This is a genomic window from Burkholderia sp. EMB26, assembly GCF_024730645.1.
Classification (GTDB): Bacteria; Pseudomonadota; Gammaproteobacteria; order Burkholderiales; family Burkholderiaceae; genus Burkholderia; species Burkholderia cenocepacia.
Genome location: NZ_CP078070.1, coordinates 1,748,557 through 1,763,077 on the forward strand (window position 1 = coordinate 1,748,557; position 14,521 = coordinate 1,763,077).

Annotated in this window: 18 protein-coding genes and 1 tRNA gene; 11 read left to right on the forward strand and 8 right to left on the reverse strand. The window is 67.2% G+C overall.

Annotated features, from left to right (window positions below; translation table 11 throughout):
- Positions 1–75 precede the first annotated feature (75 nt).
- Entirely contained in the window at positions 76–1,062 is a 987-nt protein-coding gene (locus KU887_RS08240; protein ID WP_080331888.1) for a Gfo/Idh/MocA family protein, read from the forward strand.
- A 51-nt stretch (positions 1,063–1,113) separates the two neighbouring features.
- Here KU887_RS08240 and KU887_RS08245 read toward each other — a convergent pair whose 3' ends face one another.
- The 7 genes from KU887_RS08245 to KU887_RS08275 form a co-directional block, all read right to left on the reverse strand.
- Positions 1,114–1,806 carry an amino acid ABC transporter permease gene (locus tag KU887_RS08245; RefSeq protein WP_006484207.1) on the reverse strand — a complete coding sequence of 231 codons (693 nt, stop codon included), beginning with the start codon at positions 1,804–1,806 and terminating at the stop codon, positions 1,114–1,116.
- A 122-nt stretch (positions 1,807–1,928) separates the two neighbouring features.
- On the reverse strand, positions 1,929–2,723 hold the full coding sequence (locus KU887_RS08250) for a cystine ABC transporter substrate-binding protein (RefSeq protein ID WP_006476115.1): 795 nt from the start codon (positions 2,721–2,723) through the stop codon (positions 1,929–1,931).
- Positions 2,724–2,821: 98 nt separating this feature from the next.
- A complete protein-coding gene (locus KU887_RS08255; RefSeq protein WP_012492588.1) occupies positions 2,822–3,859 on the reverse strand; it encodes a quinone-dependent dihydroorotate dehydrogenase in 1,038 nt (345 codons plus the stop codon).
- A gap of 98 nt (positions 3,860–3,957) precedes the next feature.
- Complete coding sequence (locus KU887_RS08260; RefSeq protein ID WP_006484143.1) at positions 3,958–4,788, reverse strand: arginyltransferase; 831 nt, start codon at positions 4,786–4,788, stop codon at positions 3,958–3,960.
- Positions 4,789–4,821: 33 nt separating this feature from the next.
- Positions 4,822–5,586, reverse strand: a complete 765-nt coding sequence (aat, locus tag KU887_RS08265; protein ID WP_006495309.1) for a leucyl/phenylalanyl-tRNA--protein transferase — start codon at positions 5,584–5,586, stop codon at positions 4,822–4,824.
- An 11-nt stretch (positions 5,587–5,597) separates the two neighbouring features.
- Entirely contained in the window at positions 5,598–6,143 is a 546-nt protein-coding gene (locus KU887_RS08270) for an NUDIX hydrolase (protein ID WP_006484214.1), read from the reverse strand.
- Between the two features lie 174 nt (positions 6,144–6,317).
- Positions 6,318–6,394: transfer RNA gene (locus KU887_RS08275), tRNA-Met, on the reverse strand.
- A gap of 197 nt (positions 6,395–6,591) precedes the next feature.
- Here KU887_RS08275 and KU887_RS08280 point away from each other — a divergent pair.
- The 3 genes from KU887_RS08280 to KU887_RS08290 are packed head-to-tail and all read left to right on the forward strand — an operon-like array spanning position 6,592 to position 8,617.
- Positions 6,592–7,089, forward strand: a complete 498-nt coding sequence (locus tag KU887_RS08280) for a heme-degrading domain-containing protein (protein ID WP_006484123.1) — start codon at positions 6,592–6,594, stop codon at positions 7,087–7,089.
- Between the two features lie 9 nt (positions 7,090–7,098).
- On the forward strand, positions 7,099–7,431 hold the full coding sequence (locus KU887_RS08285) for a multidrug efflux SMR transporter (RefSeq protein ID WP_369718844.1): 333 nt from the start codon (positions 7,099–7,101) through the stop codon (positions 7,429–7,431).
- 31 nt (positions 7,432–7,462) lie between these two features.
- On the forward strand, positions 7,463–8,617 hold the full coding sequence (locus KU887_RS08290; protein ID WP_034201829.1) for an enoyl-CoA hydratase/isomerase family protein: 1,155 nt from the start codon (positions 7,463–7,465) through the stop codon (positions 8,615–8,617).
- 132 nt (positions 8,618–8,749) lie between these two features.
- On the opposite strand, the gene KU887_RS08295 is transcribed toward KU887_RS08290, so the two are convergent.
- A complete protein-coding gene (locus tag KU887_RS08295) occupies positions 8,750–9,178 on the reverse strand; it encodes a hypothetical protein (protein ID WP_006484223.1) in 429 nt (142 codons plus the stop codon).
- A 341-nt stretch (positions 9,179–9,519) separates the two neighbouring features.
- On the opposite strand from KU887_RS08295, the gene ssuD reads away from it, so the two are divergent.
- The 7 genes from ssuD to dusA all read left to right on the forward strand — a co-directional run bounded on the left by ssuD (position 9,520) and on the right by dusA (position 14,497).
- Complete coding sequence (gene ssuD / locus KU887_RS08300) at positions 9,520–10,677, forward strand: FMNH2-dependent alkanesulfonate monooxygenase (protein ID WP_006495307.1); 1,158 nt, start codon at positions 9,520–9,522, stop codon at positions 10,675–10,677.
- Between the two features lie 16 nt (positions 10,678–10,693).
- The gene (gene ssuC, locus KU887_RS08305) at positions 10,694–11,506 is read left to right on the forward strand and encodes an aliphatic sulfonate ABC transporter permease SsuC (RefSeq protein WP_006484131.1); all 813 of its coding nucleotides are present in this window, start codon (positions 10,694–10,696) and stop codon (positions 11,504–11,506) included.
- Positions 11,503–12,465, forward strand: a complete 963-nt coding sequence (locus KU887_RS08310) for an ATP-binding cassette domain-containing protein (RefSeq protein ID WP_006484157.1) — start codon at positions 11,503–11,505, stop codon at positions 12,463–12,465. Before ssuC ends, KU887_RS08310 begins: the two co-directional genes overlap by 4 nt.
- 57 nt (positions 12,466–12,522) lie before the next feature.
- The gene (locus KU887_RS08315) at positions 12,523–12,738 is read left to right on the forward strand and encodes a molybdopterin-binding protein (RefSeq protein WP_006476104.1); all 216 of its coding nucleotides are present in this window, start codon (positions 12,523–12,525) and stop codon (positions 12,736–12,738) included.
- A 144-nt stretch (positions 12,739–12,882) separates the two neighbouring features.
- A complete protein-coding gene (locus tag KU887_RS08320) occupies positions 12,883–13,080 on the forward strand; it encodes a hypothetical protein (RefSeq protein ID WP_006484168.1) in 198 nt (65 codons plus the stop codon).
- A 55-nt stretch (positions 13,081–13,135) separates the two neighbouring features.
- Positions 13,136–13,381 (forward strand): hypothetical protein, encoded by a 246-nt coding sequence (locus KU887_RS08325; protein ID WP_006495306.1) that lies wholly within the window; start codon positions 13,136–13,138, stop codon positions 13,379–13,381.
- 129 nt (positions 13,382–13,510) lie between these two features.
- On the forward strand, positions 13,511–14,497 hold the full coding sequence (dusA, locus tag KU887_RS08330) for a tRNA dihydrouridine(20/20a) synthase DusA (protein WP_062884559.1): 987 nt from the start codon (positions 13,511–13,513) through the stop codon (positions 14,495–14,497).
- The last annotated feature ends 24 nt before the right edge of the window (positions 14,498–14,521 follow it).

The following is a 14,521-nucleotide window of genomic DNA, read 5'->3' on the forward strand; positions in this document are numbered from 1 at the left end:
CCGCCGGGCCGTTTATCATGACGTCCGGCCGGCAGCGTGCCGGCTACCGTCATACGACCGACACGGAAGATCAGGATGAACGACAACGACCATCGCCCGGTGCGCTTCGGCATCGTCGGTGCAGGCAGCATTGCGCGCCGCTTCGCGCAAAGCCTCGCCCACGTGCCGGGCGCCACGCTCGCCGGCGCCTGGGCCCGCCGCGCCGACGCAACGGCCGCCTTCTGCGAGACATACGGCGGCACGCCTGCCGCGAGCCTCGACGCGCTCCTCGCGAGCGATCTCGACGCCGTCTACATCGCGACGCTCCATGACAGTCACGCGCAGTACACGCGGGCCGCATTGGCCGCCGGCAAGGCCGTGCTGTGCGAGAAACCCGCGGCGCTGAACGCCGCGCAACTCGACACGGTGCTGCACGCGGCGCGCGATGCCGGGCTGCTCTTCATGGAGGCGATGAAGCCGCCGTTCTTCCCGCTGTACCGTCAGCTACGTGCGCATCTGCGCGACGATCCGATCGGCGAGATCCGGCTCGTGCGGGCTGGCTGCGCATCGTCGTCGGTGCCGGAGGATCATTCCGTCTATCGCCTCGATCGTGCGGGCGGCGCATTGCTCGATATCGGCATCTACGAGGCGTTCCTGGCCGTCGACTGGCTCGGCGCGGCGCGCGACGTGCAAACGCTCGGTCGCGTCGGCGCGACCGGTGTCGACCTGTTCGCGAGCCTGAACAGCGTGCATGCGAACGGCGGGATCGCGCAGCTCTTTTGCGGGCTCGACGTGATGGGGCGCGGCGACGCGCTGATCGCGGCGGCGGGCGGTCACGTGACGATTCACGAGAAGTGGTGGAACCCCGCGCGTGCGACGATCCGCTACGCGGACGGGCGCACCGTCGAACTCGATGCGCCGGTCGAAGGCGGCGGGCTGAACTACGAAACCGCGCATTTCTGCGACCTGCTGCGCGCGGGCGAAACCGAAAGTCCGATCATGACGCACGATCATTCGCGGCAGATGATCGCGATGACCGATGCGGCGCGCGCCGTGCTCGGCGTGCGCTATTCGGGCGAATAGGCGGGACGGAGGGGCCGGGCCCGCGAGCGCGGCCCGGCGCGACTGCGTGGTTCAGTGCCGCGACGGCAGCGACAGGCGCTTTTCGTACCAGCGCTGCACCCATTCGAGGATCTGGCACAGGATCCAGTACACGGCCGCGGCGGCGAGATAGAGCGGCAGTGGCTGATAGGTCGCCGCGATCACTTCCTGCGCGCTGCGCAGCAGTTCGGTCACGGTGATCACGGACACGAGCGACGTGTCCTTGATCAGGCTGATCAGGCTGTTGGACAGGCTCGGCACCGCGATGCGCAGCGCCTGCGGGCCGATCACGTAGCGCAGCGTCTGCCCCCACGACAGCCCGAGGCTGTACGCGGCGAGCCACTGGCCGCGCGCGATCCCGTTGATCGCGCCGCGCATGCTTTCCGACATGTACGCGGCGACGTTCGCGGACAGTGCGATGACGCCGGCCGGCGTCGGGTCGAGCGAGATGCCGAGGCTCGGCAGCCCGTAATAGATGACGAAGATCTGCACGAGCAGCGGCGTGCCGCGCATCAGGCTCACATACGCGCGAGCCAGCCACGCGAGCGCGTTGACCCAGATGCGTTCGAAGCCGTCGAGCGCCTCGCTTTGCCGGATGCCCATCATCGCGAGCACGACCGCGCCAAGCAGGCCGAACACCATCGACAGCACGGCGAACTTGACGGTCAGTACGGCACCCTGGGCGAGCACCGGCAGCGATTGGACGAGCAGGGACGTTGTCGACATGGAATACGAATCGAATGCGTGCGCGAAAGCGCAATCATAAACCGGACCAATAAAACAAAGGGCGGCATCGTTGCGGATGCCACCCTTTCCGGCCCGCCGTCAGGCGGGAAATGCAGGCGTGCTTACTTGATCGGTTTCGTCACGTCGATGCCGAACCACTTGTCCGAGATCTTCGTGAACGTGCCGTCGGCCTCGAGTTGCGCCATCGCGTCGTCGATCGCCTTCTGGAACTTCGGGTTGCCCTTCTTGAACGGGATGCCGGACGGGTTCGCCGAGCCGACGTTCGCGCCCGGGCGCAGCGGCAGCTGGGAATTCTTCGTCAGGTACGCGAGCATCAGGCGGTCGTTGAGCGCGGCGTCGAGGCGGCCGGCCGCGAGATCGCGCAGGTACTCGGGCGCGCCCGGGTACGTCTTCACGTCGATGCCCGGCACGGATTTCGCCATGTCCATGTAGTTCGTGCCGAGCGCGACGCCGAGCTTCTTGCCCTTCAGGTCTTCCAGCGACTTGAACTGACGCGTGTCGTCCTTGCGCTGGATCAGCTGCGCGGACGAGTACGTGTACGCCGGCGAGAAGTCGAGCGTTTCCTTGCGCTTGTCGGTGATGCCGACCTGGTTCGCGATCACGTCGAACTTGCCGGCCTGCAGGCCGGCGATGATGCCGCTCCATTCGGTCGTCACGAATTCGGCCTTCACGCCGAGCTTCGCCGCGACGGCCTTCGCGATGTCGACGTCGAAGCCGACGAGTTCGCCTTGCGGGCTCTTCGAGTTGAACGGCGGGAACGTGCCTTCGAGGCCGACCCGCAGCGTGCCGCGTTGTTTGACCTGGTCGAGGAGGTCGGCCGCGTGCGCGGTCGCCGCAGCGAACGACGTGCCGATCACGCCGGCCACCAGCAGCTTCTTCAGCAGCGAAAATTTCATCGTGTGTTCCTTGCCCTGTCGGGGTCAATGGTTTTGGTCATGCGTCGATGATAGCAAAAATGCTATCGATGACTAAATATAGTTTGCTTATGGCTATATTACGCGGTGCGTTCGCGGGCGATCGCCTTCACGCATTCCGACACGAGTGCCGGACCGCGATAGATGAAGCCGGTATAGAGCTGGACGAGCGCCGCGCCGGCCGCCAGCTTCGCGCGGGCGTCCTCGCCGGAGAAAATGCCGCCGACGCCGATGATCGGCACGTCGTTGCCGACTTCCGCGTGCAGCTTGCGGATCACTTCGTTCGACGCGTCGAACACCGGGCGGCCCGACAGGCCGCCGGCTTCGTCCGCATGCGGCAGGCCCTGGACGGCCGCGCGCGACAGCGTCGTATTGGTCGCGATGACCGCTTCGATCTTGTGGCGCAGCAGCGTGTCGCCGATTTCCTTGACCTGCTCGTCGTCGAGATCGGGCGCGATCTTCAGCGCGAGCGGCACGAGCTTGCCGTGCAGATCGGCGAGGCGCTGCTGCTTGTCCTTCAACGCGGCGAGCAGCGCGTCGAGCTCGCCCGCGCCCTGCAGCTGGCGCAGGTTCTTCGTGTTCGGCGACGAGATGTTGATCGTCACGTAGCTCGCGAACGGGTACACGCGCTCGAGGCAGTACAGGTAATCCTCGGCGGCGCGCTCGATCGGCGTGTCGGCGTTCTTGCCGATGTTCAGGCCGAGGATGCCGCGATAGCGGGCGGCCTGGACGTTCTTCACGAACTGGTCGACGCCGTGGTTGTTGAAGCCCATCCGGTTGATCAGCGCCTCGGCCTGCGGCAGCCGGAACATCCGCGGGCGCGGATTGCCGGGCTGCGGGCGCGGCGTGACGGTGCCGACCTCGATGAAGCCGAAGCCGAGCGCCGCGAGGCCGTCGATGGCTGCGCCATCCTTGTCGAGGCCGGCCGCGAGGCCGACCGGATTGCGGAACGTGAGCCCCATCACGGTGCGCGGCGCGTCGGGCACGCGGGCCGACAGCGCGCAGGCGAGGCCCGTGCGGCCGGCCGCGCCGAGCGCGCGCAGCGTAAGGTGGTGAGCGTCTTCCGCATCCATTTTGAACAGGGATGCGCGGGCCAGCGGGTAGAGGGAACTGAACACGGGAATTGGGCGGACGGCCGGAATGAATGACAACCCGCTATTTTACCGGGAGTTGCGCGGCACGGGCGCGCTTCGCTTCGTAGCCGCCGCGGCGTGCATCAGCCCGAGCCGGAATGCCCACCCGGCAACGGCGCGCGCGCCAGCGCCGCGTCGACGGGCGGCAGGTCGACACGCTCCGGATCGAGCGTCTTCCAGCGGCCGTCGATCAGCCCTTCGAGCGGATGGAAGTTCGCCTTGTAGGCCATCTTCGGGCTCTCGCGGATCCAGTAGCCGAGGTACACGTAGGGCAGCCCGAGGCTCTTCGCCTGTTCGATCTGCCACAGGATGTTGTAGGTGCCGTAGCTCGTGTGCCGGTCGTCGGGCTCGAAGAACGTATAGACCGACGACAGCCCGTCGCCGAGGATGTCGATCATGCTGACCATCCGGAGCTTGCCGGGTTCGCCGCCCGGTGCGTCGAGGTCGCGGAATTCGACGAGGCGCGAGTTGATCCGGCTTTGCAGCAGGAACTGTTCGTACTGGTCGCGGCTGTCGCGGTCCATGCCGCCGCCCGCGTGGCGCGCGGACTGGTAGCGCATGTAGAGCGCGTAGTGCTCTTCGTCGTAGTGCAGCGGCGAGACCGTCGCCACCAGCGCGCGGTGCCGCTTCCACATCCTGCGCTGCGTGCGCGTCGGCGCGAACTCGCCGACCGGCACGCGCACCGGCACGCATGCGCGGCAGCCGTCGCAGTACGGGCGGTACGTGAAGACGCCCGAACGGCGGAAGCCGGCCTTCACGAGCTCGGTGTAGATGTCGGAATTGATCAGGTGGCTCGGCGTCGCGACTTGCGAGCGCGCGATGCGGCCGTCCAGATAGCTGCACGGATAGGGCGCCGTTGCATAGAATTGCAGCGCCGAAAGCGGTGAAAGCGGCAGCTCAGTCGGGTGAGTCATGGGCAGCTCTCGATGCAGGGAAGGAGTGCCGCGCTAGCGCTCGGTCCCGGAGGGCGCCGCCGTTTCGGCGGGGCTCGTCAGCGCGGCGAGCACGCGCTTGTCGAACTGCCACGGAATCGGCGGTTCGGCTACCGCGCTGCGCACGTGAGCGACAAAGGCCTTGCGTGCGATCTCGCGGCCGCCGAGCGACGCTAGATGCGACGTATTCTGCTGGCAGTCTATCATCTCCAGCCCCTGCTCGCGAAGGTGCGCGACGAGCGTGGCCAGCGCGATTTTCGACGCATCGGTCACGTCCGCATACATCGACTCGCCGAAGAACATCCGGCCGAACGACACGCCGTACAGGCCGCCGACGCGGCGCCCGTCGTGCCACGTCTCGATGCTGTGCGCGTTGCCGGAGCGGTAGAGCGACGTATAGGCGTCGATGATCTCGGCGGTGATCCAGGTGCCGCGCTGCCCGCGGCGCGGCGCTTGCGCGCAGGCGCGCATCACGCCGGGAAAGTCGTGATCGACGCGCACTTCCCAGCCCGGCTCGCGCAGCACGCGCTTCAGCGTCTTGCGCAGCGACGGCGATACCTTGAATTCGGCCGGCACGAGGATCATGCGCGGGTCGGGGCTCCACCACAGCACCGGCTGGCCGTCCGAGTACCACGGGAAGATGCCGCGCAGGTAGGCGTCGATGAGCCGCGACGGCAGCAGGTCGGCGCTCGCGGCGAGCAGCCCGGGCGCGCCGGTCGCGGGACCGAGCGCGCGTTCGATGGACGGAAACGGATCGTCCGGGCCGAGCCAGGGAACCATGGGAGCGGGGCTCAGCCGTTGCGCAGCGAGCGGAAGATATCGCCGGTGTGCACGCCGTAGTCGCCGGCGGCGCGATCGGCGAAGAAGAAGCGTAGCGTCTGGCTGACGGTCGGGAACGCGATCTCGTCCCACGGGATGTCGGCTTCGTCGAACAGTTTCACTTCGAGGCTTTCCTCGCCGGCTTCGAAGGCCGGGTCGGTGAGCCGTGCGAGGTAGAACAGGTGGACCTGGTGCACGTGCGGCACGTTGAGCAGCGTGAACAGGTTCTGCACCTCGACGCGCGCGCCGGCTTCCTCGAGCGTTTCGCGCGCGGCGGCTTCCGCCGTCGTTTCGCCCATTTCCATGAAGCCCGCCGGCAGCGTCCAGAATCCGTAGCGCGGTTCGATCGCGCGGCGGCACAGCAGGATCTGGTCGCCCCAGACCGGCACCGTGCCGACGACGTTGCGCGGATTCTGATAATGGATCGTGCCGCAGTGATCGCAGACGAAGCGCTCGCGGTTGTCGCCCGGAGGAATGCGCGCGAGGACTTCGTGACCGCAGACGGAGCAGAATTTCATGTCGAGTGGAAGGGACGAGGTGATGCGAGTGTATCACCGGGCCGCGGCATTCTCGAACGCCTGCGCGTGGAGCGGCACGTCGTGCGAAATGGCGAGTGCGCGAGCGGCGCGCCCGGACGCACGAAAACAAAAAGCCCGGCGCGAGGCCGGGCTTTTTGCGAAATTCTGGACGGTTGGTTGCGGGGGTAGGATTTGAACCTACGACCTTCGGGTTATGAGCCCGACGAGCTGCCAGACTGCTCCACCCCGCGTCCGTCGAAGAAATGAATTATATGGGGTTGCCCGGAGGTGCGCAAGTGTTTTCTGACAATCCCGTGGCGGGCGCTTGTGGGGCCGGTACGTGGGGGCACGTGCGCTAGAATCGAGCGGTTTGTGTCGTCATTCCGGCAGCGGCCCTGCGCGATCGCATCGGCGCCGTTGCGACTCTCATTACTGCATCGACGGATTCATGGACATCGCTCACGATCTGCAATCGATCGGCGCGCAGGAACAGGCGCTCGTGTTTCCCCATTTCGACCCGGCCCGCGCGTGGGCGCTCGGCAACCGGATGCATGCGCTCGCGACGTCGCGCGGCCATGCGATCGCGATCGACATCGCCACGTTCGGCCAGCCGCTGTTCTATGCGGCGCTCGCCGGTGCGACCCCCGACAACGCCGACTGGGTGCGCCGCAAGCGCAACGTCGTCGCGCATTTCCGTCGCAGTTCGTACGCGATCGGCCTGCGCATGCAGCAGGCCGGCGCGACGCTCGCGGACAAGCACGGGCTGCCGGTCGCCGAGTATGCGTCGCACGGCGGTTCGTTTCCGCTGACCGTCGCCGGCGCCGGCGTGATCGGCTCGATCACCGCGTCCGGGCTGCCGCAGCGCGCGGACCACGAGTTCGTCGTCGAGGCGCTGTGCGCGGAGCTCGGTCACGACTACGCGGTACTGGCCCTCGCAAGGAGCTGAGCGATGCAACTGCCCGGTTACGCATGGCTCGCGATCGCGATCGTCGCGGAAGTGATCGGCACGTCCGCGCTGCGCGCGGCGGACGGCTTCACGCGCTTCTGGCCGTCGGTGCTCGTCGTCGCCGGTTACGGCGTCGCGTTCTACTGCCTGTCGCTCACGTTGCGCACGATGCCGGTCGGCATCATCTATGCAGTCTGGTCGGGCGCTGGCATCGTGCTGATCACGCTCGTCGCGATGCTGCTCTATCGCCAGGTGCCGGACGTGCCGGCGGTGATCGGCCTCGGGCTGATCATCGCCGGCGTCGTGGTGCTGAACCTGTTCTCGAAGATGCAGGCGCACTGAGCGTGCGACTGCCGTTTGCCGGACGACTTTCATGACCGATTCCACTTCCGCCGCCGTTTCCGCCGAATCCCCCCAGCCCGACGTGCGCGCGTATGTCGCGAACCGCATCGGCTTTCTCGAACTGAACCGGCCGAAGGCGCTGAACGCGCTGTCGGTCGGCATGATCCGGCTGATGCAGCAGGCGCTCGACGCGTGGCGCGACGACCCCGCCGTCGTCGCCGTCGTCGTGCACAGCCCGCATCCGCGCGCGTTCTGCGCGGGCGGCGACGTGCGCTTCTTCCACGACGCGTGGCAGCGCGGCGACCGCGATGCGGTCGATACGTTCTTCATCGAGGAATACACGCTGAACCATGCGATCTTCACGTATCCGAAGCCGTACATCGCGCTGATGCACGGTGTCGTGATGGGCGGCGGCATGGGGATTTCGCAGGCGGCGCGGCATACCGGCGGCCTGCGCGTCGTGACCGACTCGACGAAGATGGCGATGCCCGAAACACGCATCGGCCTGTTCCCGGACGTCGGGATGAGCTGGTTTCTCGCGCGCACGCCCGGCGCGATCGGCCGCTATCTCGCGGTGACCGGCGCGACGCTCGACGCGGCCGGCGCGCTGTACGCACAACTTGCCGACGTCTATCTGCCCGATGCCGCGCTGCCGGCACTGCTCGATACGCTGCGCGGCGCGCGCATCGACAGCGGTGCGCAGGCCGTCGCGTGCGTGGCCGAGGCGGCCGCCGCGCACAAGGTCGTGCCGACGCCCGACACGTCGGCGCTCGCCGATGCGCGCGCCGGAATCGATCGGCATTTCGCGCAGCCGGACATCAACGCGATCCTCGCATCGCTCGACGCCGAGCAGGATTGCGCGGCGGTCGACGGGTGGGTCGAGAAGGCGACCCACGCGATGCGCGAGCAACTGTCGCCGCTGTCGATGGCCGTGTCGCTCGAAGTCGTCGAACGCGCGCGTGGCGCGACGATGGCCGATTGCCTGCGGCGCGATCTCGATCTCACGCGCTCGACGTTTGCGCGCGGCGACGTGATCGAAGGCGTGCGCGCGCTGATCGTCGACAAGGATCACCAGCCGGTGTGGCGTTTCAAGTCGGCCGCCGACGTCGATCGCGCCGACGTGCTTGCGATGTTCGACAGCCCGTGGACGCCCGACACGCATCCGCTGCGCAAGCTGCAGGACTGACGCCGCTCAGCCCGACCGCGCGGCCGATCGACGCGCGACGCAGAAACGAAAAGGCCGCGTGCACATGCACGCGGCCTTTTTGCAGGGATGTCGGCCGGGCCGACCCCGAAGGGTGTGTCGCCCGCGTCGGCGTTACTCGTCGCCCGCGTCGTCCGACATGAACGCGCGCATGAACACGAGCGCGCCGAAGCCCCACACCGCATTCGCCGCGAAGCCGGCCGCGAGTACCGGCATCATGTTGCCCGACGGCCAGATGCCGCGCAGCGGATCGATCGCGAACACGCGGGCGGCCGTCAGCACGATACCGCCGAACACGAGCGCGCCGATCCACGATGCTTCGCGTTCCGGCGACACGCGCAACAACCACGCCATCGGAATCGCGCAGCACGCGCTGATCAGCGCATTCGCGACAAATTCAGGAATGCCGAGCGGCGCGAACGGCTGTGTCGAGAAGCCGGTTGCGGCGATCAGGTCGGCCGTGTGGAGGAGGGCGAGCGTGGCCTCGCGGAAGAACAGTGCGGCCAGGAAGCCGGACAGGAAGGGCAGGATGACTTTCTGCATCGATGAGTGCACCGCAGGCGCGCACGGCCGAAGCCGTATGCGCGGAGTTATTCGGATAGGTGCGCCATTATAGGGCCCGGCCGCGGCGATATTCGCTCCAGCGTCGTGCTAATCACGAAAGCGGAAAACCTAAGCTCAAAAAAATCGTTCCAAAGCCCTGTACCGATCCCTAGACTGATTCCTCAGAAACAGCCGTGCGATCGCGTCCTCGCCCGCTGCACGGCCTGACCGGCGAGCCATCCCGATTCGAATGCACACCATGCATGCGTCGCTCCTCCGCGACGCGAGCAGGGCGACGTTTTTTTCAAATTTCGGCAGTGACAGTCAAGCAGGAGCAGCAGATGAATGTGTTCTGGTTTATTCCCACGCATGGCGACAGCCGCTATCTCGGCACGGCCGAAGGCGCGCGCGCCGCGGACTACGATTATTTCAAGCAGGTCGCCGTGGCGGCGGACACGCTAGGCTACGACGGCGTGCTGCTGCCGACCGGCCGTTCCTGCGAGGATGCGTGGGTCGTCGCATCGAGCCTGATTCCGGCGACGCAGCGCCTGAAGTTCCTGGTCGCGGTGCGCCCCGGCATCGCTTCGCCGGGGCTGGCCGCGCGGATGGCCGCGACGTTCGACCGCCTGTCGGGCGGCCGCCTGCTGATCAACGTCGTCACGGGCGGCGATGCAGCCGAGCTCGAAGGCGACGGCCTCTTTGCCGATCACGACACGCGCTACGAGATCACCGACGATTTCCTGAACATCTGGCGCGGGCTGCTCGCCGCATCGCACGACAACGACGGGTTCGACTACATCGGCAAGCACCTGCAGTCGAAGGGCGGCAAGGCGCTTTATCCGCCCGTGCAGCATCCGCATCCGCCGCTGTGGTTCGGCGGTTCGTCGCCGGCCGCCCACGCGATCGCCGCCGATCACATCGATACCTACCTGACCTGGGGCGAGCCGCCCGAGGCCGTCGCGAAGAAGATCGCCGACATTCGCGCTCGTGCCGACGCGCGCGGCCGCAAGATCAAGTTCGGCATCCGCCTGCACGTGATCGTGCGTGAGACCGAGGACGAGGCATGGCGTGACGCCGAGCGGCTGATCAGCCGGCTCGACGACGACACGATCGCGCGTGCGCAGAAGGCGTTCGCGAACATGGATTCGGAAGGCCAGCGCCGGATGGCCGCGCTGCACGGCGGCAAGCGCGGCGGCCGCGAGGCGCTCGAGGTCTATCCGAACCTGTGGGCCGGCGTGGGGCTCGTGCGCGGCGGCGCCGGCACGGCGCTCGTCGGCAATCCCGAGCAGGTCGCGGAACGCATGCGCGAATACGCGGATCTCGGCATCGAAACGTTCATCCTGTCCGGCTATCCGCACCTCGAGGAGTCGTATCGCTTCGCGGAACTCGTGTTCCCGCTGATCAAGGGCAAGGGCGTCGAGAAGGCGGCCGGTCCGCTGTCGGGGCCGTTCGGCGAGATCGTCGGCAACAACTATCTGCCGAAGACGAGCCAGAGCTGAGCGACGGAGGCCTGCGATGACAACGAAACCGTCGACGACCGGCGTAGCCGTGGCCGCCCGCGCATGGCGCGGCGTCGCGCCGTGGCTCGTGCCGCTCGTGTTGCTGGTGGTGTGGGAGGTCGGTGCGCGCACCGGCTGGCTGTCGACCCGCGTGTTGCCCGAGCCGGTGGCGGTCGTGCGCGCGGCCTGGTCGCTCGTGACGTCGGGCGAAATGTGGGCAAACGTGAAAGTGAGCACGTGGCGTGCGCTGTTCGGCTTCGCGATCGGCGGTGGCGTCGGCCTGGCGCTGGGGCTCGCGACCGGGCTGTCGAAGGCTGCCGAGGTCGCGCTCGACTCGACGATCCAGATGATCCGCAACATCCCGGCGCTCGCAATGATCCCGCTCGTGATCCTGTGGTTCGGCATCGACGAGAAGGCGAAGCTGTTCCTCGTCGCGCTCGGCGTGTTCTTCCCCGTCTACATCAATACGTATCACGGGATCCGCTCGGTCGACGCGAACCTGATCGAGATGGCGAAGAGCTACGGCGTGCGCGGCTTCGCGCTGTACCGCGACGTGATCCTGCCGGGCGCGTTGCCGTCGATCCTCGTCGGCGTGCGCTTCGCGCTCGGGCTGATGTGGGTGATGCTGATCGTCGCGGAAACGATTTCCGCGCAGTCGGGCATCGGCTACATGACGATGAACGCGCGTGAATTCCTGCAAACCGACGTGGTGGTGGTCGGCATCCTGCTGTACGCGGTGCTCGGCAAGCTGGCCGACGTGCTGGCGAAATGGCTCGAGCGCGTGACGCTGCGCTGGCACCCCGCCTATCAATCAGGAGCAAAAGCATGAATGCGACGACTTCGGCGGCCGCCTACGGCCCGCTCGCCGGCGCAGACCTCGAGGCCGAACTGGCGCAGGCCCGCGTCGCGGACGGCGACGCGCGCGACGCGGCGATCCTCGAACGTGACGGCAGCGCATCGGTCGTGCCGCTTGCGCGGCGGCGCGCGGGCGGCAGCCCTGCACCCGACGACGCGGTCACGCTGTCGGGCGTCAGCAAGCGCTTCGGCGCCCGCACGGTGCTCGACGACGTCGAACTCGGCATCGCGCGCGGCAGCTTCGTCGCGATCGTCGGCCGCAGCGGCTGCGGGAAATCGACGCTGCTGCGTCTCGTCGCGGGACTCGAGCAACCGAGCAGCGGCACGCTGGTGACGCGCGGCGAGGGCGGCGGCGCGCTCGATACGCGGATCATGTACCAGGATGCGCGCCTGCTGCCGTGGAAGACCGTGCTGCAGAACGTGATGCTGGGCCTCGGCCGCGGCGCGCGCGACCAGGCCCGCGCGGTGCTCGACGAAGTCGGGCTGCTGGAGCGCGCGAACGACTGGCCCGCGCAACTGTCGGGCGGGCAGCGGCAGCGCGTCGCCCTCGCTCGCGCGCTCGTGCACCGGCCGCAACTGCTGCTGCTCGACGAGCCGCTCGGCGCGCTGGACGCGCTTACCCGCATCGAAATGCATGCGCTGATCGAGCGCCTGTGGCGCGAGCATCGGTTCACCGCGCTGCTCGTCACGCACGACGTGCAGGAGGCCGTTGCGCTCGGCGACCGCATCCTGTTGATCGAGCAGGGGCGGGTGGCGCTCGACCAGTCGGTGCCGCTCGACCGGCCGCGTGCCCGCGCGTCGGCCGCATTCGCGGCGCTGGAGGACCGCGTGCTGAAACGCGTGCTCGCCGGCGGCCCCGGCGCGGCCGATCACGACGCCGAGCATCAAGCAGACAAGGTTCGACCGGTCGGGCAGATCCGCTGGGCCGTTTAATTCCGGGCGGCCCCGGCCGCCCGTTCTGAGACTTTTTTCTTCGGAGCGATCATCCCGATGAGCATCACTGCAATCAACGTACGTAACCAGTTCAAGGGCAAGGTCAAGGAGATCATTCGCGGGTCCGTGGTTTCCGAAGTCGACGTCGAGACGCCGTTCGGCATCGTCACGTCGGTGATCACCACCCGTTCGGTGGACGAACTCGAACTGAAGGTCGGCGCCGAAGTCGTCGCGCTCGTGAAGTCGACGGAAGTCTCGATCGCACGCCTCTGAGCGCATGTGCCGCGCACCCGTGCGGCGTCGGCGGGCAGCGTGCCTGCCGGCGCCGCATTGGCGTTCGCGCCGCGCGTTTGCCTCGGTATTCGACTTCCTGACGAAGTGCTAGGATGAAACGACACCGATGCCGGAGGCCAACGCATGACCCCCATCCTTTCCCCCGAAGCCATCGAGGCGCTGAAATGGATCGACCAGTTCGGCGACAGCCGGCCGGTTCCTGCCGCGTTCGATGACGTCGTCTATGCGTTGCTGAATGACGGACTGATCTATCAGGCGACGGCTGACCGGGTCGACCTGACGGCCGATGGCCGGTCGTTTTTGTCCGACGAATACGATTGAGCGCGCGGCGCCGGCTGCGCGGGCGGCCTGGCGCGGCGTCGCCACGGAGCGTGCGATGGAACCGAGAGGCAGCGACCTCGGCGATTTCAGCGAGCCGTACCGCGGCTTCGAGATCGAGGTGAAAACCGAGCAGGTCTGGGACGGCGAGCACGCGCACTATCGCGTGCTGCAGGGCGATGCCGTGCGGATCGACTGGCGGCGGGTCAAGGTCGACGGGATGCTGCTCACCGAACGGCGCGTGATCGAGCGCGTGTTCGACGAGGCGCGCCGGGCGGTCGATGCGGAGCTCGGCGGCGGGTAGCGCGCGTGTCGGGCGGGCATCGCCGGTATTGCGGTAAAATATCGGGTTGTTTCCGTGCCGTCTGGCCTGTACCCGAATTCCATGTCCGTTCCGTCCTCGCTTCCTCCCCGCCGTGTATCCGTCGCGCCGATGCTCGACTGGACCGACCGCCATTGCCGGTCGTTCCACCGCACGCTGACGCGCAATACGTGGCTGTATACGGAGATGATCACGACGGGCGCGCTGCTGTTCGGCGATGCCCAGCGGCATCTTGCGTTCACGCCGAGCGAATCGCCGATCGCGCTGCAACTGGGCGGCAGCGAGCGGGACGATCTCGCGCGCGCCGCAAAGCTCGGCGAGCAGTGGGGCTACGACGAAATCAACCTGAACTGCGGGTGCCCGTCCGAGCGCGTGCAGCGCGGTGCGTTCGGTGCATGCCTGATGAACGAGCCGCAACTCGTGGCCGACTGCGTGAAGGCGATGCGCGATGCGGTGGCGGTGCCGGTGACGGTCAAGCACCGGATCGGGGTCGATGCGGTCGAGGACTACGCGTTCGTGCGCGACTTCGTCGGCACGGTGGCCGAGGCTGGTTGCGAAACGTTCGTCGTGCATGCGCGCAACGCGATCCTGAAGGGACTGTCGCCGAAGGAGAATCGCGAGATCCCGCCGCTCAAGTACGACTATGCGTATCGGTTGAAGCGCGATTTTCCGTCGCTGGAGATCGTGATCAACGGTGGTATCACGACGCTCGATGAAGTCGCGCAGCATCTCGAGCACGTCGACGGCGTGATGCTCGGCCGCGAGGCGTATCACAACCCGTACGTGCTGGCGGAAGTCGATGCGCGCTTCTACGGATCCACCGCAGCGGTACCGACGCGCGAAGAGGCTGAAGCGCAACTGATCGCGTATTGCGCGGCCGAGCTGAAGCGTGGCACCTACCTCGGTGCGATCGTGCGGCACGCGCTCGGGCTGTATCGCGGCATGCCGGGCGCGCGTGGCTGGCGTCGCGTGCTGTCCGACAACAAGAAGCTGGCGCGCGGCGATCTGGCCGTGTTCGACGAGGCGCGCACGCATCTGAACGAAGCCGAAGAAATTTTTGAAAAAAAGGCTTTGCAAGATTCAAAAGTGTTCGTATAATCTTGTTCTTCGCTGCTGAAACAA